19 protein-coding genes and 1 riboswitch are annotated in these 21498 nt (G+C 70.4%); of the genes, 13 read left to right on the top strand and 6 right to left on the bottom strand.

Features of this window, described 5'->3' with window-relative positions; genetic code table 11:
* Nucleotides 1–3: 3 nt before the first annotated feature.
* From ACWGKU_RS24625 to ACWGKU_RS24615, 3 genes are all read right to left on the bottom strand, one after another.
* Nucleotides 4–834 carry a carbohydrate ABC transporter permease gene (locus ACWGKU_RS24625; RefSeq protein ID WP_380548221.1) on the bottom strand — a complete coding sequence of 277 codons (831 nt, stop codon included), beginning with the start codon at nt 832–834 and terminating at the stop codon, nt 4–6.
* On the bottom strand, nt 831–1856 hold the full coding sequence (locus ACWGKU_RS24620) for a carbohydrate ABC transporter permease (RefSeq protein ID WP_452180969.1): 1026 nt from the start codon (nt 1854–1856) through the stop codon (nt 831–833). The genes ACWGKU_RS24625 and ACWGKU_RS24620 overlap by 4 nt, the downstream gene beginning before the upstream one ends.
* Before the next feature lie 91 nt (nt 1857–1947).
* Nucleotides 1948–3222, bottom strand: a complete 1275-nt coding sequence (locus ACWGKU_RS24615) for an extracellular solute-binding protein (protein ID WP_401056129.1) — start codon at nt 3220–3222, stop codon at nt 1948–1950.
* A gap of 337 nt (nt 3223–3559) precedes the next feature.
* Here ACWGKU_RS24615 and ACWGKU_RS24610 point away from each other — a divergent pair, with 337 nt between their 5' ends.
* The 4 genes from ACWGKU_RS24610 to ACWGKU_RS24595 all read left to right on the top strand — a co-directional run bounded on the left by ACWGKU_RS24610 (nt 3560) and on the right by ACWGKU_RS24595 (nt 7648).
* Nucleotides 3560–4351, top strand: a complete 792-nt coding sequence (locus ACWGKU_RS24610) for a GntR family transcriptional regulator (RefSeq protein WP_355261095.1) — start codon at nt 3560–3562, stop codon at nt 4349–4351.
* 396 nt (nt 4352–4747) lie between these two features.
* On the top strand, nt 4748–5011 hold the full coding sequence (locus tag ACWGKU_RS24605) for a DUF3311 domain-containing protein (protein ID WP_452177958.1): 264 nt from the start codon (nt 4748–4750) through the stop codon (nt 5009–5011).
* Nucleotides 5008–6621, top strand: a complete 1614-nt coding sequence (gene mctP / locus ACWGKU_RS24600; RefSeq protein WP_359904553.1) for a monocarboxylate uptake permease MctP — start codon at nt 5008–5010, stop codon at nt 6619–6621. The genes ACWGKU_RS24605 and mctP overlap by 4 nt, the downstream gene beginning before the upstream one ends.
* Before the next feature lie 154 nt (nt 6622–6775).
* Nucleotides 6776–7648: a histidine phosphatase family protein gene (locus ACWGKU_RS24595; protein ID WP_452177959.1), complete on the top strand. Its 873-nt coding sequence runs from the start codon at nt 6776–6778 to the stop codon at nt 7646–7648.
* A 50-nt stretch (nt 7649–7698) separates the two neighbouring features.
* On the opposite strand, the gene ACWGKU_RS24590 is transcribed toward ACWGKU_RS24595, so the two are convergent.
* A complete protein-coding gene (locus tag ACWGKU_RS24590) occupies nt 7699–8661 on the bottom strand; it encodes a helix-turn-helix domain-containing protein (RefSeq protein ID WP_452177960.1) in 963 nt (320 codons plus the stop codon).
* A 381-nt stretch (nt 8662–9042) separates the two neighbouring features.
* Here ACWGKU_RS24590 and ACWGKU_RS24585 point away from each other — a divergent pair, with 381 nt between their 5' ends.
* The 7 genes from ACWGKU_RS24585 to ACWGKU_RS24555 all read left to right on the top strand — a co-directional run bounded on the left by ACWGKU_RS24585 (nt 9043) and on the right by ACWGKU_RS24555 (nt 19337).
* The gene (locus ACWGKU_RS24585; protein ID WP_452177961.1) at nt 9043–9537 is read left to right on the top strand and encodes a GNAT family N-acetyltransferase; all 495 of its coding nucleotides are present in this window, start codon (nt 9043–9045) and stop codon (nt 9535–9537) included.
* A gap of 74 nt (nt 9538–9611) precedes the next feature.
* Nucleotides 9612–10676, top strand: coding sequence for a DUF2510 domain-containing protein (locus ACWGKU_RS24580; protein WP_401054134.1), 1065 nt, complete (start codon nt 9612–9614; stop codon nt 10674–10676).
* A 252-nt stretch (nt 10677–10928) separates the two neighbouring features.
* Nucleotides 10929–12905 carry a glycosyltransferase family 2 protein gene (locus tag ACWGKU_RS24575; protein ID WP_401054136.1) on the top strand — a complete coding sequence of 659 codons (1977 nt, stop codon included), beginning with the start codon at nt 10929–10931 and terminating at the stop codon, nt 12903–12905.
* Complete coding sequence (locus ACWGKU_RS24570) at nt 12905–14212, top strand: glycoside hydrolase family 26 protein (RefSeq protein WP_452177962.1); 1308 nt, start codon at nt 12905–12907, stop codon at nt 14210–14212. Before ACWGKU_RS24575 ends, ACWGKU_RS24570 begins: the two co-directional genes overlap by 1 nt.
* A gap of 62 nt (nt 14213–14274) precedes the next feature.
* Complete coding sequence (locus ACWGKU_RS24565; protein WP_452177963.1) at nt 14275–15507, top strand: GH12 family glycosyl hydrolase domain-containing protein; 1233 nt, start codon at nt 14275–14277, stop codon at nt 15505–15507.
* Nucleotides 15508–15589: 82 nt separating this feature from the next.
* Nucleotides 15590–15715, top strand: a riboswitch (cobalamin riboswitch).
* Nucleotides 15716–15906: 191 nt separating this feature from the next.
* Nucleotides 15907–18318, top strand: coding sequence for a ribonucleoside-diphosphate reductase subunit alpha (locus ACWGKU_RS24560; protein ID WP_401050610.1), 2412 nt, complete (start codon nt 15907–15909; stop codon nt 18316–18318).
* On the top strand, nt 18318–19337 hold the full coding sequence (locus ACWGKU_RS24555; protein ID WP_401050605.1) for a ribonucleotide-diphosphate reductase subunit beta: 1020 nt from the start codon (nt 18318–18320) through the stop codon (nt 19335–19337). Before ACWGKU_RS24560 ends, ACWGKU_RS24555 begins: the two co-directional genes overlap by 1 nt.
* 62 nt (nt 19338–19399) lie before the next feature.
* Here ACWGKU_RS24555 and ACWGKU_RS24550 read toward each other — a convergent pair whose 3' ends face one another.
* Together ACWGKU_RS24550 and ACWGKU_RS24545 are read right to left on the bottom strand one after the other, a co-directional pair.
* The gene (locus ACWGKU_RS24550; RefSeq protein WP_452177964.1) at nt 19400–19693 is read right to left on the bottom strand and encodes a DUF397 domain-containing protein; all 294 of its coding nucleotides are present in this window, start codon (nt 19691–19693) and stop codon (nt 19400–19402) included.
* Nucleotides 19694–19704: 11 nt separating this feature from the next.
* On the bottom strand, nt 19705–20562 hold the full coding sequence (locus tag ACWGKU_RS24545) for a helix-turn-helix domain-containing protein (RefSeq protein ID WP_401050608.1): 858 nt from the start codon (nt 20560–20562) through the stop codon (nt 19705–19707).
* A 113-nt stretch (nt 20563–20675) separates the two neighbouring features.
* On the opposite strand from ACWGKU_RS24545, the gene ACWGKU_RS24540 reads away from it, so the two are divergent.
* Together ACWGKU_RS24540 and ACWGKU_RS24535 are read left to right on the top strand one after the other, a co-directional pair.
* Nucleotides 20676–21083 (top strand): ATP-binding protein, encoded by a 408-nt coding sequence (locus ACWGKU_RS24540; protein ID WP_452177965.1) that lies wholly within the window; start codon nt 20676–20678, stop codon nt 21081–21083.
* On the top strand, nt 21080–21352 hold the full coding sequence (locus tag ACWGKU_RS24535; protein WP_452177966.1) for a hypothetical protein: 273 nt from the start codon (nt 21080–21082) through the stop codon (nt 21350–21352). Before ACWGKU_RS24540 ends, ACWGKU_RS24535 begins: the two co-directional genes overlap by 4 nt.
* Nucleotides 21353–21498 lie beyond the last annotated feature (146 nt).

Here is a 21498-nt window from a genome sequence, read left to right as displayed (position 1 = left end):
GACTCAGCCCTTCACTGCGCCGTCGGTCAGTCCGTTGACCGCCTTGCGCTGCAGGAAGATGAACAGGATCAGGATCGGCACGGCGAAGAGGGTGGACGCGGCCATGGTCGCGCCCCAGTCGGTGCCGAACGCGGTCTGGAACGAGGAGAGCCAGACCGGGAGGGTCTGCGCCGTCTCGTTCTTGTTCAACATGTTGACCAGCGGGAACTCGTTCCACGCGGTGATGAAGCCGAACAGCGAGGTCGACATCAGGCCGGGGGCGAGCAGCGGGAAGATCACCTTCACGAAGGCCTGGGTGCGGGTGCAGCCGTCCACCATGGCCGACTCCTCCAGCTCCTTGGGCACGGCGGCGATGAAGCCGCGCAGCGTCCAGATCGTGAAGGGCAGCACCATCATCAGGTAGAAGGCGGTCAGCGGCACCAGGCTGTTGAGCATCTCGTTGTCGCGGACGATCAGGTAGGCCGCGATGATCATGACCTCCCAGGGCGCCATCTGGGCGGCCATCACGACCAGGACGAAGCCCTTGCGGCCGCGGAAGCGCATCCGGGCGATCGCGAAGGCGGCCAGGGTGGCGATCACCAGCGAGCCGAGCACCGCGCCGACGGTGACGATCAGGCTGTTGCTGACGTACGTCCAGAAGTTCGGGACGTGCACGGCCCGGTCGAAGTGCTCGAACGTGCCGTTCAGCGGCAGGAAGACGGGGTCCCGGCTGACGATGTCCTTGTTCTGCTTGAACGCGGTCGAGAACATCCAGTAGACGGGGAAGATGAAGAAGACGAAGAGGACGACCGCGATCAGGTTCGGCCAGGTGCGTCCGATGAGCGAGCGCCTCACAGCTCGTCCTCCTGCTTGAGAATGATGCGGAAGTAGTAGGCCATCAGCGCGCCCAGCATCACGATGGTGAGCACCGCGATCGCGGAGCCGACACCGAAGTGCTGCGACCCGATGCCTTCGAGGAAGGCGTGCACCGGCAGGGTGCGGGTCAGGCCGTCCGGTCCGCCCTTGTTGATCAGGTAGACCTGGGTGAAGGCCTTGAACACCCAGATGACCTCAAGGAAGGTCGTGGCCAGGAGGAAGGGCTTCATGATCGGGTAGATCACCGAGGTCCAGATCTTGCCCGAGCCGGCGCCGTCCATCCGGGCGGCCTCGTAGAGCTCCTTGGGGATCGTGGTCAGGCCCGCGTACATGTTGAACGCCACGAACGGGACCGACTGCCACACGATCAGCAGGATGATCACGAAGAAGGTGGAGTACTGGCCGCTGGTCCAGTTGAAGTGGGCCATGGCGTGCCAGCCCAGCTTGTCCAGGAACCAGTTGACGACACCGAAGTTCTGGTCGAAGAGCCAGGTGTAGACGGTGGTCGCGGCGACCACCGGCATCGCCCAGGCCAGCAGCAGGCCGACCGAGAGCAGCAGCCGCATCCGCTTGCCGAGGGTGTTGAGCAGCAGGCCGACCAGCGTGCCGAACACCATGATCAGCACGACGTTGACCACCGTGAAGACCACCGTGCGCAGGGTGATCGCCCAGAACTCCGAACTACCCAGCTGGTCGGTGTAGTTGGAGAAGCCCGTCCACTCGGTCAGGTGCTGGATGAACTGCCGCCTGTTGAGGTTCTGGGCCGAGACCACCACCGTCTCGATCAGCGGCCAGACCAGCAGGACGAGGGTCGCCGCGATGGCCGGCAGCAGCAGTAGGTAGGGGGCGAACCTGGAGGCCGCACTGGGCCCGTCCGACGGTCTGCCGCTCCTCCTCGGGGTGCGCTCGGCACCGGGGGTGGTGGACTTGTCTGTCGACGCCACCACGGAATTCGTTGGTTCCGGGGACTGTGTCTGCACCCGTTCCGACTGCGCAGCCATCGTTCTCTCTTCCTTGCAAACCCGACCACGACGGAAGGCGTCGCTCACCGACCCCCCGCCGGGAGCCGGTGAGCGACGCCGCTCGACTGCCTTACTGCTTCTGGTTGAGACGCTTCGCGATCTCGTCGTCGGCCTTCTTGGCCGCGGCGGCGTAGTCGCCGTTCAGCGCCGAGGTCAGGAAGTCCTTGATCGGGTTCGGCTCGTTCTCGACGTTGGTCCAGGTCGGAACGTTCGGGGTGGTCGCACCGTTGAGCGAGGCCGGCAGGGCGGCCTTGGCGAAGTCGCCGGTGACCTTGCTGTTGAGCGCGACCTTGTTCGGGATGAGACCCGAGGAGGCGATCAGGCCCTCGTTCTTGTCGTTCATGGCGATCTTCAGGAAGCCCTTGGCGAGCTCCGGGTTCTTGCTCTGCTGGGCGATCGCCAGGTTCGAGCCGCCGAGGAAGACGCTGGAGGGCTTGTCCGCGGTCGCGCCGGGGAGCGGGAAGTAGCCGATCTTGTCGGCGGCCAGCTCCTCGGGCTTCGGGACCTCCCAGCCGAGACCGATGATGGCGCCGATGTCACCCTTGGCGAAGACGTCCTTCTGCTGCGGGGTGGCCTCGTCCTTGTCCTTCGGCGCGGTGGTCGAGTGGCTCTGCAGCTTCTTGTAGGTGTCGAAGGCCTTCTGGGCCTCGGGGCTCGACAGGCCGCCGACCCACTTGTCGCCGTCCTTCTTGGCGAGCTTGCCGCCCTCGCTGGTCAGCAGGCCGAAGTAGGCGTACCACTCCTGGCCGGGCATGTAGAGGGCGTCGGTGACGCCCGGGACGGCCTTGACCTTGTCCAGGTCGGTGTAGAACTCGTCCAGGGTCTTCGGCGGGGTGGTGATGCCGGCCTTGGTCCAGATGTCCTTGTTGTAGGTCACCACGCGGTTGGTGAAGTACCACGGGGCGGCGTACTGCTTGCCGTCGATGATCGAGGACTCGTTCAGGTTGGCGGCCCAGTCGGCGCCACCCAGGTCGGCCTTGTCCTTGGTGATGTCGAGCAGACCACCGGTGGCCGCGTAACCCGCGGTCTGGGTGTTGCCGATCTCCAGGACGTCCACCGAACCCTCGGAGAGGGCGGCGGTGACCTTCTGGCCGATGCCGTTCCACTTCTGGGTCTGGATGTCGAGCTTGGCACCCGGGTAGGCGGCGGCGAAGTCGGCCTTGACGCTGTCCTCCCAGCCCTTGGGGGCCGAGCCGTCCATCAGCCACACGGTCAGGGTCTTGCCGTCGTAGTTCTTGGCCGCCGCGGACGAGCCGCCCTCGGTCTTCTTGCCGTCCGAGCTGCAAGCCGCCAGGCCGACGACCATTGCTGCGACGCCGACCGCCGCGATGAGCTGACGCTTCACGCCATCCTCCTGAGGGATGCCTGGGTTGCCCCCGTCGGGCGGCAGCGGCAGACCCACACAAAGCGGGGGGAAAGGTGCCGCGGACCCCATCGAACGGGTGGGGGGATTCATAGTTACCGGTCTAGTGGTGTAGACCAGCTGCCTGGAGCTTGGCCTAGACCAATGGGCCTGTCAACGGCTGTTCGACCGATCTCGACCACCCGTTATCAAGCCGACACCGCACATCGTTCATCGCGTGATGAGGTATTCGTTCCGTAGCCATACATGCAACGATGTGAGCCGTTAACGATGTGGCGGGGTCGCTGAAGGCCTCGCGAGAAGCGGGAGAACAGGTCCGATGAGCAGCGACGGGGGATCCACCGCCCAGGTCAACGACCCCGAGGTGAACAACCTCCCGACGCAGGCCGGCACCGACCCGACCGCGCGCGTCCCCAAGTACTACGGCCTGAAGCGGCACCTGCTGCAGCTCACCGAGACCCAGCCCGCCGGCACCCCGGTGCCGCCCGAGCGCGCGCTGGCCGCCCAGTTCGACACCTCGCGCACCACCGTGCGCCAGGCCCTCCAGGAGCTGGTCGTCGAGGGCCGGCTGGAGCGCATCCAGGGCAAGGGCACCTTCGTCGCCAAGCCCAAGGTCGCCCAGGCCCTCCAGCTCACCTCCTACACCGAGGACATGCGGGCGCAGGGCCTGGAGCCCGCCTCCCGGCTGATCGAGATCGGCTACATCACCGCCGACGACCGGCTCGCCCCGCTGCTCGACATCAAGCCCGGCGGCCGGGTGCTGCGGATCGAGCGCCTGCGGCTGGCCAACGGCGACCCGATGGCCATCGAGGTCGCCCACCTGTCCGCCAAGCGCTTCCCGGCCCTGCGCCGCAACCTGGCCAAGCACAACTCGCTGTACGCGGCGCTGCGCGAGGTGTACGGGGTCACCGTGGCCGAGGCCGAGGAGACCATCGAGACCACCCTGGCCAACCCCCGCGAGGCCGGCCTGCTCGGCTCCGACCTCGGCCTGCCGATGCTCCAGCTGTCCCGGCACTCCTTCGACGCCGAGGGCGACCCGGTCGAGTGGGTCCGCTCGATCTACCGCGGCGACCGCTACAAGTTCATCACCCGGCTGAAGCGTCCGGAGTAACCGGAGTCCGGGCCGGCCGCAGCGCCCGGAACAGCCGCACTCCCCCGCCGCACCTCGGGCGCCGGCGCGCAAGACCCGCGCGCCGGCGCCTTTCGCGTTCCGCACCGCACGTACGGTGACGGCGCCTCACGTCCCGCCGCGGCAGCGCGTTTCCGCCGCCCGGCGGTGAACAACCGGTCGGTTGCGTCCGACTGGCGGGAAGTTCCGTCAATTCCGGTGACATGGATCACCCCATGCTCTAGATTGCGCAGCCGTACTGACCTGACTGCCGATCACCGATGGTGCTGCTCGGCGGGCCCGTGCGGCGCTCGGCGCCGACCGGGCTGCGGCGCCGACGGGGAACCCTCCGGAGCGGAGCCGAAGATGCCGTCTGATCCCCTCACCCTCGAAGATGTCATGCCCGAGCCAGCCGGGAGGCCCGTCCCGGCCGTGACGCCCGAGCGGGTGCTGGCCGGCCTCGCCCTGCTGGTGCCGATCGTCGCGATGCTCTGGGTGTCCTCGTACGACAAGAGCGAACCGGCGGTGGCCGGGGTGCCCTTCTTCTACTGGTACCAGCTGCTCTGGGTGCCGGTGTCGGCCGTGTTCACGGTCGCCGCCTACCTGCTGATCACCCGGGACGAGAAGGCCCGCAAGGCGGCCCGGAAGGGCGGTGCGCGATGAAGGACGTCAACGTTCCGGCCCTCGTGGTCTTCGTGCTGTTCTTCGCCCTGGTCACCGTGATGGGCTTCCTCGCCTCGCGCTGGCGCCGCGCGGACAACGCCGCGCACCTGGACGAGTGGGGCCTGGGCGGGCGCAGCTTCGGGACCTGGGTGACCTGGTTCCTGCTCGGCGGCGACCTCTACACCGCGTACACCTTCGTCGCCGTCCCCGCGGCGGTGTACGCCACCGGCGCGGCGGGCTTCTTCGCGGTGCCGTACACGATCGTCGCCTACCCGCTGGTCTTCCTCTTCCTGCCCCGGCTCTGGTCGGTCTCCCGGGTGCACGGCTACGTGACCCCGGCCGACTTCGTGCGCGGCCGGTACGGCTCGCGGCCGCTGTCGCTGGTCGTCGCGCTGACCGGGATCCTGGCCACCATGCCGTACATCGCCCTGCAACTCGTCGGCATCCAGGCCGTGCTGGACGTGCTGGGGGTCGGCGGCGGGGAGAACGCCAACTGGTTCGTCAAGGACCTGCCGCTGTTCATCGCCTTCGGCGTGCTGGCCGCCTACACCTACTCCTCCGGCCTGCGCGCCCCGGCGCTGATCGCCTTCGTCAAGGACGCCCTCGTCTACATCGTGATCATCGTCGCGGTGATCTACATCCCGATCCGGCTCGGCGGCTACGGGCACATCTTCGACGCCGCCGCGCACAAGTTCAGCGCGCCGGGCGCCAAGGGATCGCTGACCGTCCCGCACGGCAGCCAGTGGACGTACGCCACGCTGGCCCTCGGCTCGGCGATGGCGCTGTTCATGTACCCGCACTCGGTCACCGGCGTGCTGGCCTCCAAGTCCCGCAGCACCGTGCGCCGCAACATGGCGATCATGCCCGCGTACTCGCTGATGCTGGGCCTGCTGGCGCTGCTCGGGTTCATGGCGATCGCGGCGGGCGTGGGCAAGGGCGTCAAGGGCTACAACGCCCAGCTCTCGGTGCCGCAGCTGTTCGCGGACATGTTCCCGGACTGGTTCACCGGCGTGGCCTTCGCCGCGATCGGCATCGGCGCGCTGGTGCCGGCCGCCATCATGTCCATCGCGGCGGCCAACCTGTTCACCCGCAACGTCTACAAGGACTGGCTCAAGCCCTCCGCCACCCCCGCCGACGAGACCCGGATCGCCAAGCTGGTCTCGCTGCTGGTGAAGGTCGGCGCCCTGGCCTTCGTGCTCGGCATGGACAAGCAGGCCGCGATCAACCTCCAGCTGCTGGGCGGCCTGTGGATCCTGCAGACCTTCGTGGCGATCGTCGGCGGCCTGTTCACCCGCTGGTTCCACCACTGGGCGCTGTTCGCCGGCTGGGCGGCCGGCATGGTGTACGGCACCTGGAAGGCGTACGGGATCGCCAGCCCGGCCACCAAGCACTTCGGCGGCAGCGCGGCCGGGATCCCCGGCATCGGCGAGATCGGCTACATCGGCCTGACCGCGTTCGCGCTCAACCTGATCGTCGCGGTGGCGCTCACCCTGGTGCTGCGGGCGGTCAAGGCGCCGGAGCTCCCGGACGAGACCAGGCCGTCCGACTACAGCGCCGAAGCCGGTGACGAAGAGCTGAAGAACGCGCCGGAGCCTGTAGCGGCGCACTGATTCGCGCGGTACGCGCCCTGTGATCGCGCCGCCTTCTCCGTGAACACTGGAGAAGGCGGCGCGATCATATGTATGAACAGGCGTGCACGCCGGGCACCACCAGACCGGACCGGCATCCGGCCGGAACCTGATCGACCACGGGGAGCTCGCGGCCATGGCAGAACTCGGCACCACCCTCAACGGCCAGCACCAGTCCACCCAGGGCCAGCACGGCGCCGCCCAGGGTCAGCGCGGTGCCGCCCACGGCCAGCACCCCGGCGGGCAGGGGCAGCACCCCGGCGGCCACGAACAGCACGGCAGCACCCACCGCCCGGCCGCCGCCGGCCGGCTGCCGTCCCTGCTGATCGCCACCCGGCACGGGGAGTCCACCGCCAACGTCGAGTTCCAGCTGGCCGAGGCCGCCGGAGCGCTCAGCGTCCCGATCAGCTGCCGCGACGCCGACATCCCGCTGTCGCTGCACGGCCGGCAGCAGGCCCAGGCGCTCGGCCACTGGTGGGCCGGCCTGCCCAGCGCGGACCGCCCGCGCAGCGTCTGGTGCTCCCCGTACGTGCGCACCGCCGAGACCGCCCGGATCGCGCTCGCCCAGGCCGCCGGGCTCGGCGCCGTCCCGGTCACCCTGGCCGTCCGGTACGACGAACGGCTGCGCGACCGAGAGCTCGGCATCCTGGAGATGCTGCCGAAGGCCGCGATCGAGGCCAAGCACCCGGAGGAGGCGGCCCGGCGGCGCAAGATGGGCGAGCTGTACTACCGCCCGCCGGGCGGCGAGTCCTGGGCCGACGTCGCGCTGCGGGTGCGCAGCCTGCTGCGGGACCTCTGCGAGGAGGAGGCCGGGCGGCCCGTCCTGCTGGTCGCGCACGACTGCACGGTGCTGATGCTCCGCTACGCGCTGGACCGGCTCACCGAGGAGCAGCTCACCGCGCTCGGGCCGGTGCACAACTGCTCCACCAGCCTGTGGCGGGCCCAGGACGGGCGGCTGCGGCCGGACGGCTGGAACGGGGTCGGGCACCTGGTGCCCGGCGGGGACTGACGCCCCTCGGCCCGCCCGGGGGTCCGGTCGACCCCGCCCAGGGGGTCCCCTCAGCCCGCCCGGGGCTCCGGCTCGGCGAAGCAGCGCCGGTAGGCCAGCGGCGTGGTGCCCAGTCGGCGGCCGAAGTGGTGTCGCAGGGCGGCCGCGTTGCCGAAGCCGCAGCGGGCGGCGATCGCGTCCACCGGCTCGGCGGTGGACTCCAGCAGCCGCTGGGCGAGCAGCACCCGCTGCCCGACCAGCCAGCGGTGCGGGGTGGTGCCGGTCTCCTGCTGGAAGCGGCGGGCGAAGGTGCGCGGCGACATGTGCGCCCGGGCGGCCAGCTGCTCGACGGTGGCCTCCTCGGCCAGGTGGTGGCGCATCCAGTCCAGCAGCGGGGCCAGCGAGGCGTCGGCGGCCTCGGGCAGCGGGCGGTTCACGAACTGGGCCTGCCCGCCCTCCCGGTGCGGGGCCACCACCATCCGGCGGGCGATCTCCCGGGCCACCTCGGCACCCTGCACCTTGCGCACCAGGTGCAGGCAGGCGTCGATGCCGGCCGCCGTCCCGGCGGAGGTGATCACCGGGTCGTCGTCGACGTACAGCACGTCCGGCTCGACCGCGGTCAGCGGGAAGCGCTCGGCCAGCGCCGCGCTGTGCCGCCAGTGCGTGGCGGCACGACGGCCGTCCAGCAGCCCGGCGGCGCCCAGCACGAAGGCGCCGCTGCAGATGGACAGCACCCGGCCGCCGCCCTCGACCACCCCGCGCAGCGCCGCCAGCAGCGGCTCCGGGTAGTCGCGGCGGATGCTCGCCGCGGTGACCACCGCGAGGTCCGCCCCGGCGAGGCGCTCCGGGCCGTACGGGACGTCCACCGCGAAGCCGGAGTGGGTGGCGTGCGGCCCCGGACGGGCCCCGGCGATCGCGAAGTCGTAGCCCGGCAGCCCGTCGGCGGTGCGGTCCAGGCCGAACACCTCGCAGGCCACGCCCAGTTCGAAGGGGTGGACCTCCTCCAGCACCACCGCGACCACGTTCTTCAGCATGCCCACCAGGATGCCCCCGGTGCCCGCCCCGGCGGAAGGAACCGGATGGCAGGATTTCGAGGTGATCGGTCGTTCCTGCCACTCGTGGCCACGGCGCCGCCCGGCCACAGTGGTGCCCATGGACAGCGACACCCTCATCGGCGCACTCGCCATGACCGCGGCCGTCGGCGGTTTCGGCCTGCTCGGCCTCCTGATCGGCCGCGAGACCTCCAGCGGCCCGGCGGCCGGCCGCGACAACTACCACCGCCCGGGCGGCTACCCGGCCGACCCGGCCCGGCCCGAGCGGCTGTACGGCACCGCCGACCCGGCCGCGGCCCCGGTCCCTACGAGCCGTTCGACCCCGGAGGACCGCCCCGACCAGGGCTCCGGCACACTGGCCCGATGGACTTCCTCATCCGCCAGGCCCTCCCCGAGGACCTCACCGACGCCGGTCGGATCACCGTCGAGGCCTTCGTCGGCGACGGCTTCACCAACCCCACGAGCACCTATGTCGAGCTGCTGCGCGACGCCGGGCGACGGGCCCGGGAGGCCGAACTCCTGGTCGCCGTCGACGCGGCCGGTGCCGGGGTCCTCGGCTGCGTGACCTTCGCCGTCGGCGGCACGGAGTGGGCGGACATCGCCTCCCCCCGGGAGGGCGAGATACGGATGCTGGCCACCGCCGGCGCCGCCCGGGGCCGGGGCGTCGGCGAGGCCCTGGTCCGCGCCTCCGTCGCCCGCAGCCGCGACCTCGGCCTGGCCGGCATGGCCTTCTCCACCCGCCCGGAGATGACCACCGCCCACCGCCTCTACGAGCGGGTCGGCTTCCGCCGCACCCCCGAGCGCGACTGGGCCCCGTACCCGGGGATGGACCTGATGGTCTACACGATGGCGTTCTGACCCGGCATCGACTGCCGCACGCACTTGGTGACTTGAAATGACCATCCGATCGGCTCGCTGCTAGTATCCGCCGCATGACGACGGGGAGTGTGCCCAGCGGCTGGTACGAAGACCCTTCCGGGCAGGCCAACACGCTGCGCTGGTGGGACGGTTCGACCTGGACCGACAAGGTTCAGGCCAAGCCGGGGGGTGGCACGCCCGCGAACCCGTTCCCCGGCCATACCGCCCAGAGCGCCGCCGCGCCGACGGCCGCCGCCCCGGTGGCACCGGTTCGACAGCCCGTTCCCCCGGTGCCGGCCGCGCCGACGCCGCCTTCCGTACCGACCCAGCCCGTCGCACCGGCGGCGCAGGCCGCGCCCGCCGTGCCGGGTCCCAGGCCGATTCCCACCTCGGTGGTGTTCGAGACCGTCGAGCCGGACCGCACCAAGCGCCGGGTGCTCCTGGCCGTCGGCGCCGTGGTGCTGTCGGTGGCCATGGCGGGAGCCGGCTACGTGGTCGGTCACAAGACCGCCAAGCCCGGCTCGGCGAAGGCCGATCCGACCGCGTCCCCGACGGTCGCCGCCGACCCCAAGAGCCCGAACGGCTTCATGGGCACCGCCCTGACCGGCGGCCAGCAGCTGCCCGGCGGCCGGCAGATCGTCGGCCAGGACTCGAAGATGAACTTCATGCTGCCGCAGGACTGGCAGGTCCAGGTCGACGCCAAGGCCCCGAACGAGGTCCGCTACGCGGTCAGCCCGTACGCCTGCGTGGGCCACGGCAGCGGAGCCTGCACCCGCGGCCTGGTCGTCCAGAACCTCCGGGTGTTCAACGGTGGTTGGTCCGATCCGAAGTCGCTGGTGCTCGGCATGGGCCAGCTGCTCTACAACACCCGCTACGGCGCCGACGCGCCGGCCCCGCCGGAGCCGGTCAAGCAGTCGGCCGTCAAGATCCAGGGCTTGGACGGCTACCTCGCGCTGTGGCACGTCCCGATGTCCAGCGCCTCCTCCACGCCGGACAGCTACTGCGGCGTCCTCCAGGTCACCCCGGCGGCCGGGGCCACCACCGTCCCCGTGCTCCAGATCTGCCTCGACCAGGCGGCGGAGGCTCCCCCGCTGGCGCTGATGGACCAGATCGCGAACTCCGTCAAGATCACACCCTGACGCTCGCCCCACCCGCGGGCCCGCCCTCCCGCGGAGCCTGCGGGCCCTGGCGCGCCCGGCCCCGGCCCCGGGCTGAGATCGCTCGACCACGGCCCGTATGCTGACCGATTGAACGACTATCAGCGAGGCCCCTGAGGGGCGCCGACACGCCGTTGCCGCCGAACGGCGGCCGGGTGTCCGGCGCCGGTGGGCGGTGACAGAGCAGGGAACCAGCGCTTCGGTACGACGGAGCGGCTGTACGGGGGTTGACTGGTGGATTCCACCGACGAACGGGCGGCGAAGCGGAGCAGCCGGGTGCGCGGACGCCACGGACGCGTCCTGCCCCGGTCCCGGCACGAACGGCGCATCGTCCGCCGGGACCTGCGCAACAGCGCGGCCCAACGGGCCTACGTCGCATGTGCCGAGACCGTCGGCCCGCTGACGACCGGTGAGGACGGCGCCGCCGTTCGCTACCGCTCGGTCTCCTCGCGCGGCGTCACGTTCGTCACGACCCTCCTGGTGACCGTCAACGCACTCGCCGGCCTCGCCTTCGTCGGCTGGCTGCTCCTCCCCGAACACATTCCCGGCTCCGGTGTGGGCTGGTCCCCGGACTGGCGGATCAACCTCGCCAGAATCTGCTTCTGTGCAGTTATCACGGTGGAAGTCATCCGCTTGGTTCAGAACCTCGCGGTCTGGGTCTTCGCGTTCCGTGCCAAGGACCCGGTGCCGGTCACCCCGCCGCCCGGTCTGCGGGTCGCGGTGCTCACCACGATCGTGCCCTCCAAGGAGCCGATCGAGATCGTCGAGCGCACCCTCGCGGCGATGCTGCGGATCGAGTACGACGGTCAGGTCGACGTCTGGATCCTCGACGAGGGCGACGACGACCGCGTCAAGAAGATGGCCGCCCGACTCGGCGTCAATCACTTCAGCCGCAAGGGGCGCCCGGAGTACAACCAGGCCGAGGGCGAGTTCCGCGCCAAGACCAAGTCCGGCAACCACAACTCCTGGCGCGCCGAGCACGAGCACGGCTACGACGTGGTGGCCCAGATGGACCCGGACCACGTCCCGCTGCCCTGCTTCCTGGAGCGCACCCTCGGCTACTTCCGCGACCCCGACGTCGCCTTCGTGGTCGCCCCCCAGGTGTACGGCAACATGTACGACAACTGGGTCGCCCACGGCGCCTCCGTGCAGCAGTACCTGTTCTCCGGTCTGGTCGAGCGCGGCGGCAACGGCATGGACGCCCCGCTGCTGATCGGCACCAACCACCTGTACCGGCCCAGCGCCTGGCAGCAGATCGGCGGCTACCAGGACTCGATCATCGAGGACCACCTCACCAGCATGCGGGTCCAGGCCTCCGTCAATCCGGGGACCGGCCAGCGCTGGAAGGGCGTCTACACCCCCGACGTCCTCGCCGTCGGCGAGGGCCCGACCTCCTGGACCGACTACTTCAACCAGCAGAAGCGCTGGGCCTACGGCATCTGGGAGATCCTGCTCAAGAGCCGGCTGCGCTCGGGCATCAAGCTGCGGCTCCGCCAGCGCGTGCTCTACGGCCTGGTCCAGTTCTACTACCCGAGCGTGGCGCTCACCACCGTCCTCGGCAGTCTCGCCACCTCCGTCTACCTGGCCCTCGGCATCACCTCCATCCACCTCAACAGCACCCACTGGATGGCCCTGTGGGGCGCCAGCATGGGCAGCTGGCTCGTGCTGTGGCTGTGGCTGCGCCGGTTCAACCTGGCCGCGCACGAGCGGCGCGAGATCGGCATGGCCGGCATGGGCCTCGCCCTGTTCGCCGGCCCGGTCTACGTGGCCGCCGCGATCGCGGCACTGCTGCGCCGCCCGCTCGCCTACGCCGTCACCGCCAAGGGCGACCTGCGCAGCGCCGAGTCGCTGTCGACGTTCCGGCTGCACCTGCTGTGGGCGGCGGTCGCGGGCGGGCTGCTCGGCGCGAGCTTCACGCTGCACCACGACATCTGGATCCTGCGCTTCTGGGCCGGGGTCAGCCTGTTCACCGGCCTCGCGCCGCTGGCGATCTCCTTCGTCGGCGCCCGCCGCGAGGCGCGGGCCCAGCGGGCCGTCGCCGCCAGGGCCGCCGACACCGCCGAGGAACTCGTGACCGCGTCCCTGCCCGTCCAACGGACCGAACCGCCGCACGCCGGGGAGCCCGCCCCGACGGCCGTGGAGGAGGACGGGTTCGAGGAAGGGCCTGAGCCCGCTCGGGTCGGCGGCCGGCCCGAGCGGGGGGCCCGCTGATGCTGCGGATCACCGTCCCCCGGATCGCCGCCCTGCTCGCCCTGGTGCTGATGGTCGGGTACACCTTCGTGCTCGCGCCCCGGCTCTCCCGCAACCACGACCAGGACCCGTACAGCTTCGCCGGTGCGGCCCCCACGGCGATGCCGGGCTGGCTGACCAGCGCCCTGGCCGCGTCGCCGTCCCCCTCCGTCACCCCCACCACGCCGGGCGCGACCGCCGTCCCGCCGCCCCCGCCGCCGCAGTTCCCGCCGGCCGGCGGCGCCTTCACCGGCATCATGACCAAACCCGGCCCGTACGACCTCGGCCCGCTCGACGAGTTCACCGCCGCCGTCAAGCACCAGCCGAGCGTGCTGGAGTTCTCGGTCGGCTGGTGGGACCGGAAGTTCGACCGCCGGGTGTTCGACACCGTCGCCGAGCGCGGCATCATGCCGATGGTCGCCTGGGAGCCGTGGGACTACCGCAAGGAGGCGAAGGAGGACAAGCTCCGCGGCGAGCAGCCGGAGTACGCCCTCTCGAACATCATCGACGGCAGGTTCGACGACTACATCAGGACCTGGGCCGAGGGCGTCAAGGGCCTCGGCTACCCCATCGCCCTGCGCTTCGCCCACGAGATGAACGGCTACTGGTACCCCTGGACCGAGCAGGCGAACGGCAACCGGAAGGGCCAGTACGTCCAGGCGTGGCAGCACGTCCACGACATCTTCAAGCAGGTCGGCGCCACCCGGGTCACCTGGGTGTGGAGCCCCAACGTCGACTACGAGAACGCCACCAGCCTGAACACGCTCTACCCGGGCGAGGACTACGTCGACTGGGTCGGCCTGTCCGGCTACTACGGCACCACCGGCGTCGAGAAGTACAAGTCGTTCGACCAGATCTTCCAGCCGACCATCGAGCAGATCCGGGCGTTCACGAAGAAGCCCGTGGTGATCACCGAGACCGGGGCCACCGACACCTCGGGGCTGAAGGCGCAGTGGATCACCGAGATGTTCGCGCAGCTCCCCCAGCACCCCGACATCATCGGCGTGATCTGGTACGAGTCGCGCAAGGAGGTCGACTGGAGGGTCGCCGCGTCCGGCGCCGCGTCCGAGGCGTTCGCGGCCGGGGTCTCCGCGCCCCGCTACAACACGCCCTGGACCATCCGCTCCCAGCCGGCCCTGACCGCCGCGCCGCCGGCCCCCGCGCCCGCCCCGACGACCGATCCCCCGACCACTCCGAGCCCGACGGCCGGCTCCACCACGAAGCCCCCCGTCAAGAAGCCGACCTCCCCCGCGACCCGGCCCCGGTCGAGCTCCACCCCCGCCGGGTGAGCGCGCCGCCGAGCCGGCCCTCGTACCGGCCGACAACACCGCAGCAGGGAGGCGAGAACCCCATGACCACCCCCGCCGTACCCGGAACCGGGCGCGCGACCCGGCGCTCGTGGTGGTGGCTCGCGCCGACCATCGTGATCGCGCTGATCCTGTGCGCCGTGCTGCTCCCGCGGGACCGCAGGCAGCCCGACCAGACCGCCCCCGCGGTCGCCCCGCTGCCGGCCGCCACCGCCGGCGAGATCTGCTCCACCGGGGAGAACCGCTACCCCGCCCAGGCCGTCGACTCCGGCCGCTACCTGATCAACCCGAACGAGTGGAACGCCACCGGGGGCCTCTGCATCAGCGGCACCGACGGCGGAAGCGGCTTCCGGGTGACCCGCAGCGGCATCGGCCCCGCCAGCCTGACCGACCCGGACCGCGGCCCCGGCGCGTACCCGCACATCAGCACCCAGCTCCAGCCCGGCACCGGCCCGCTACCCATCGCGGTCGACAAGTTGCGCTACGCCACCAGCAGCTGGCGGACCACGCAGATCGACAGCGGCGTCTACAACGCCTCGTACGACGTCTGGTACAGCAACAGCCGGACCAGCTGCTCCTTCACCGAGAGCGCCGAGCTGATGATCTGGCTGCGCGGGAACGGCAAGACCCCGTTCGGCCGGCAGGCCGGCGAGCTCCAGGTCGGCGGCGCCTCCTACCGGGTGTACGAGGCGCCGAAGAAGAGCAGCCACACCCTGATCACCTACGAGATGGCCACCAGCGCGACCTCCGTCACCGACCTGGACCTGCGGGCCTTCACCCGCGACGCCGTCCAGCGCGGCTACGTCCCGGCGGGCTCGTACCTGTGCGCCGTCCAGGCCGGGTTCGAGATCTGGGACGGGGGCGCCGGGCTCAGCAGCGACTCGTTCTCGTTCCAGGCCGCCGCCGGGCAGCCCAGCGGCGCGATCACCTCGGCCCTGCCCGGTCTCTGCCTGGACAGCCGGGTGGCGGGCGATCCGGCCGCGATCGGCGCCGGCACCTGCGACGGCTCGCCCGCGCAGGCGTGGACGATGGGGGACGACGGCTCGGTGGGGCAGAACGGGCGCTGCGTCGAGGATCCGGGCCTCGGTTTCCCCGTCCTCACGGACTGCACCTCGCGCCCCGATCAGCGCTGGCGGGTGACCCCGACGGGGCAGCTCGCGAACCAGGGCACCGGGCGCTGCGTCGAGAATCCGGGCGCCGCCGCGAGCGGGACCGCCCAGGTCCGGATGCGCCCGTGCGAGGCCCGCACAGGCCAGGAATGGCACCCTCCAGCCTGAGCAGTTTATCGCACACACAGTCGAACAACTGTACTTCGCGACACAACATGTGGGGCTGCATCGGACTCACGGCACTAGATGTATGCTCGTCCCTGCTGTCGATGCAGGGGAACCCGGTGCGAATCCGGGACTGCCCCGCAGCGGTGAGCGGGCGGCTCCACGAGCCCTCCCCGCGAGTCCGAACACCTGCCGACGGTGTGCCACGGGCCCTCCCGCAGAGGCCGGCAGCACGAGCAGTTTCCTTCCGGGCCTCGCGGGCGGGCCGGGGATGCCACCGTCGCGCGGACGCCGCTTGCGCCCGCGTGCGTGCTCCCCTGCCCCGATCGGCCCGGTACCCCCGATCACCGCCGCCGATCGCCGCCAGGAGAGAGCGCCTTGACCATCGCCGCCTCAGCCACCCTGCCCGCCCAGGGCACCGGCACCGCCTTCACCGACCCGACGGTCTCCGACCCCGGCGGCGCCCTGTTGCGGCTGCTCACCGACCGCAGCACCGACCTCACCGAGGTCGACCCCGGCCATGTCGCCGCCGCCGCGCTGCGCGGCCGCCACGCCGGCTCGGACTTCGCCGAGCTGCGCGGGCTGGCCGTGGATGCCGCCGCGTCGATGATCGCCGAGGACCCCCAGTACTCGAAGCTCGCCGCCCGCCTGCTCGCCCTGGAGATCGTCGACGAGGCGAACAGCCAGGGCTCGGTGTCCTTCTCCGCCTCGATCGCCGTCGGCCACGCCGAGGGCCTGATCGGCGACACCACCGCCGCCTTCGTCACCAAGCACGCGGCCGCCCTGGACGCGCTCGTCGACACCAAGGGCGACGACCGCTTCGAGTACTTCGGCCTGCGCACGGTGCAGTCCCGCTACCTGCTGCGCCACCCGATCACCCGCAAGGTGATCGAGACCCCGCAGCACTTCCTGCTCCGCGTCGCCTGTGGCCTGGCGGTCGGCGACAGCGAGCAGTCCGTGCGCGAGGTGGCCGAGCTGTACGGCCTGATGAGCCGCCTGGAGTACCTGACGTCCTCGCCGACGCTCTTCAACTCCGGCACCCGCCACCCGCAGATGTCGAGCTGCTACCTGCTCGACTCGCCGCTGGACAACCTGGACTCGATCTACAACCGCTACGCGCAGATCGCCCGCCTGTCCAAGCACGCCGGCGGCATCGGCCTGTCGTACTCGCGCATCCGCTCGCGCGGCAGCCTGATCCGCGGCACCAACGGCAAGTCCAACGGCATCGTGCCGTTCCTGCGCACCCTCGACTCCTCGGTCGCCGCCGTCAACCAGGGCGGCCGCCGCAAGGGCGCGGCCTGCGTCTACCTGGAGACCTGGCACGCCGACATCGAGGAGTTCCTGGAGCTCCGCGACAACACCGGCGAAGAGGCCCGCCGCACCCACAACCTCAACCTGGCGCACTGGATCCCGGACGAGTTCATGCGCCGGGTCAACGCCAACCAGGACTGGTCGCTGTTCTCCCCGGCCGACGTGCCCGAGCTGGTCGACCTGTGGGGCGAGGAGTTCGACGAGGCGTACCGCAAGGCCGAGCTGGCCGGCAAGGCCGTGCGCACCATCCCGGCGCAGACCCTGTACGCCCGCATGATGCGCACCCTCGCGCAGACCGGCAACGGCTGGATGACCTTCAAGGACGCCTCCAACCGCGCCGCCAACCAGACCGCGCTGCCGGGCCGCACGGTGCACTCCTCCAACCTGTGCACCGAGATCCTGGAGGTCACGGACGACTCCGAGACCGCCGTCTGCAACCTGGGCTCGGTCAACCTGGGCGCCCACGTCGCCCCGGGCGCCACGGCCGACGACCTGATCGGCGCCATGGACTGGGAGCGCCTCGACGCCACCGTCCGTACGGCCGTGACGTTCCTCGACCGCGTGGTGGACATCAACTTCTACCCGACCACCGAGGCCGGGACGTCCAACTCCCGCTGGCGGCCGGTCGGCCTCGGCGTGATGGGCCTCCAGGACGTCTTCTTCCAGCTGCGGATCGACTTCGACTCCGCCGAGGCGAAGGTCCTCTCCACCCTCATCGCCGAGCGCATCATGCTCACCGCGTACGAGCGCTCCGCCGACCTGGCCGAGCAGCTCGGCCGCCACGAGGCGTACGGCGAGACCCGCGCCGCCCGCGGCGAGCTGCACATCGACCACTTCCCGACGGCCGCCCCGCAGTGGGCCGACCGCTGGACGGCGCTGCGCGCCCGGATCGCCGAGACCGGCCTGCGCAACTCGCTGCTGCTGGCCATCGCGCCGACCGCGACCATCGCGTCCATCGCCGGCGTGTACGAGTGCATCGAGCCGCAGGTGTCCAACCTGTTCAAGCGCGAGACGCTGTCCGGCGAGTTCCTCCAGGTCAACCCGTACCTGGTGCGCGAGCTCAAGGAGCTCGGCGTCTGGGACCAGCAGACCCGCGACGCCCTGCGCGACGCCAACGGCTCGGTGCAGGAGCTGAACTGGCTGCCCGCCGAGGTGCGTTCGCTGTACCGGACGGCCTGGGAGCTGCCGCAGCGCGCGCTGATCGACCTGGCCGCGGCCCGCATGCCGTACCTGGACCAGAGCCAGTCCCTGAACCTGTTCATGGCGGCGCCGACCATCGGCAAGCTCAGCTCGATGTACGCCTACGCGTGGAAGGTCGGTCTGAAGACCACCTACTACCTGCGTTCCCGCCCGGCCACCCGCATCGCCCAGGCCGCGTCCGGTGCCGCCCGTGCCGCCGCGCCGGCGCCCGTGCCCGTGAACACCCCGACCCTCACCCCGGAGCAGGAAGCCGCCCTCGCCTGCTCCCTGGAGAACCCCGAGTCCTGCGAGGCCTGCCAGTAATGTCCCAGTCCGAAGACCGCAAGATGCTGCTCGACCCCGGCTTCGAGCTGACCCTGCGCCCGATGCGCTACCCGTCGTTCTACGACCGGTACCGGGACGCGATCAAGAACACCTGGACCGTCGAGGAGGTGGACCTGCACTCCGACGTCGCCGACCTGGCGAAGCTCAGCGAGGGCGAGCGCCACCTGATCGGCCGGCTGGTCGCGTTCTTCGCGACGGGCGACTCGATCGTCTCCAACAACGTGGTGCTGAGCCTCTACAAGCACATCAACTCGCCCGAGGCGCGGCTGTACCTCTCGCGGCAGCTGTTCGAAGAGGCCGTGCACGTCCAGTTCTACCTGACGCTGCTCGACACCTACCTGCCCGACCCGGAGGACCGCAACGCGGCCTTCGCGGCGGTGGAGAACATCCCCTCCATCCGCCAGAAGGCGCAGTTCTGCTTCAAGTACATGAACGCGGTCGACCACATCGACTCGCTGCAGACGAAGGAGGACAGGCGGGCGTTCCTGCTCAACCTGATCTGCTTCGCGGCGTGCGTCGAGGGCCTGTTCTTCTACGGCGCGTTCGCCTACGTGTACTGGTTCCGGAGCCGGGGCCTGCTGCACGGCCTCGCGACCGGTACGAACTGGGTGTTCCGCGACGAGTCCATGCACATGGACTTCGCGATGTCGGTGGTCGACACCGTCCGCGAGGAGGAGCCCGACCTCTTCGACGACGAGATGGCCAAGCAGGTCACGGAGATGCTGGAGGAGGCCGTCGAGGCCGAGCTCCAGTTCGCCCAGGACCTGTGCGGTGAGGGTCTGCCCGGCATGAACACCGCCTCGATGCGGGAGTACCTGCAGGCCGTGGCGGACCAGCGCCTCGCGCGCCTCGGCCTGCCGATCCGGTACGGGTCGACCAACCCGTTCGGCTTCATGGAGCTCCAGAACGTCCAGGAGCTGACCAACTTCTTCGAGCGCCGCGTGTCGGCGTACCAGGTGGCCGTCGAGGGCACCGTCGCCTTCGACGACGACTTCTAGGAAGTACGAACCAACAGAGGTGCCCCGCACGGCCACAGCCCGTGCGGGGCACCTCTGTCATGTCAGTCGGTCGAAAACTCCCCGGACTTGACCCCGGAGAGGAAGGACGACCAGGCATCGGCCGGGAAGACCAGCGCCGGCCCACCCGGGTCCTTGGAGTCCCGGACAGCCATTCCGCCCAGGATCAGCCGGCCGGTCTCCACGCACTCGTTCGCCTGAGCGCTGTAGCTGCTCTTGCGCCACTCACGTCCGGGGATCGCAACGACCCCAGCCACCTCGATGCAGTCGCTCTGCGCACCCGAGTACGACGACTTACGCCACTCAAGTCCGACAGCGGAAGCGGACGGCAGGAACATACTCGCCATTTCTAGATCTTGTCCTTTGCGCGCTCGATGAGTGCGACCGATTCGGTACGCGGCAATGACTCCGCCAGGGCACTGCGGAACAGGTTGGTGTACTTGAACACTTCCTCCGGCTCCTCGATGTAGAGCGTGCTGAGCAGGCTGTCGACGTACACCACGTCCGTTTCCGTCGCCTCGGGGAAGCTCAAGATGGCGACGGGCCCAAAGAGCGCAGCATGAACGTCTGACTCCTCCGGCAGGACCTGGATGTTGATGTTCGGCTGTTCGGCACTCGCCACCAGGAAGTCGAGCTGCTCACGCATAACCGATGGTCCACCAATCCGGTGCTTCAGCACGGACTCCGACAGAACGACCCACATCCGAAGCGGCGCCTCACGCACCAGCACGGCGCGCCGCTCCTGGCGAACCTTCGTGAGTCGCTCGACCTGCTCCGACGTCGCATCCTCTATCTGGGCACGGACCACCGCACGCGTGTAGTCCTCTGTCTGAAGCAGGCCCGGCACCAGAAATGTCTGGATGCTGTACATGTCCGACGCATCGGATTCCAGTGCGATGAAGTCGGCATAGAGCGGCGACAGCGTGTCCGAGTATCGATCCCACCAGCCGCGAAGACGACCTTCGCGAGACAGAGCCTCCAACCGGCCCCGAACCGCTGAGTCCGTTACCCCGTACAGGTCGAGCAGCAACCGTAGATCCACCAGCCTGATACCCGACTGGGCGGCCTCGATCCGGCTGATCTTGCTCTCGGCGCACGCAAGATGCCGCGCCGAGTGAGCGATCGTCAAATTGGCGTCCACCCGTAGCTCTCTGAGTGTTCGAGCCAGCCGCCGCTGCCGAACGGTCGGGTTCTTGTTGACGGGCACCGCCGCGACCTCCCCACTTCTGTCGAGCTGCCAGTCTGCCCCCCTCTCGGCGTCGACAATAATCTTTGATCACTTCCAAAGTAGGGACTTGCACTTTGGAAGTTCCCAGGCGCATGCTACTCAACATAGCTCGACGGTCGACGCATCGTGATCAACTGAGCGCCGCCCGCTGGGAGCTCCACGACTTCCTCCTCCCCCACCCGTCCGGCGAACTCCTCGTCTTCACCGGTGAGTTGCTGGTCAGCGAGCTGGTCACCAACGCCGTCCAGCACTGCCGTGCCCCGCGCGACCGGCTGATCTTCGTCCGCTTCCAGCTCTCCCCGGACGACACCCTCCGCATCGAGGTGCACGACGCCGACGGCGAGAAGCCCTCGCCCCGCTGCCCCTCCACCACCACCGAGACCGGCCGAGGCCTGCTCCTCGTCCGGGAGTTGGCCACCCAGTGGGGCTGCTGCCCGCGCGAGGGCGGCATCGGGAAGTTCGTCTGGTGCCACATCTCCCCCGAGGCGGACGCCGCGTGAGCGCCGTCCGGGCCGGGATCGCCGGCATCATGCTCCCGACCGACTTCCCCAGCCTCGACCACGCCCTCCCCATCCTCTGGGAGCGCGTCCGCGGCCTCCCCGTCCGGGAGGCCCACCGGGACTTCATCCGGATCTGCATCGGGCCGGGCGGCGGCCAGGGCGTCGCCAACTGCCTCGCCCGCAACGACAGCTGGAGCGTCACCCTCTACGTCGGCGAGATGACCGACTGGACCTCCCACCTGATCACCGTCACCGCCCACCAGCCCTGAATCCCGCCCCCGTCCCCGCCCCGCCGTCGCGCCGGGCGGGGGCGACCCGACCGCAACGCGGAAGTTCGGCCCGCATCGCCGAAAACCGCCCGCACCGCAGCCCCGCACGGCGCCCCCCCTCACGCGGCCGCACCCGGCCCGGCCCA

Source organism: Kitasatospora sp. NPDC054768 (assembly GCF_053612025.1).
The sequence above is the reverse complement of the archived record's forward strand: the minus strand, read 5'-3'. Positions and strand labels throughout refer to the sequence as shown.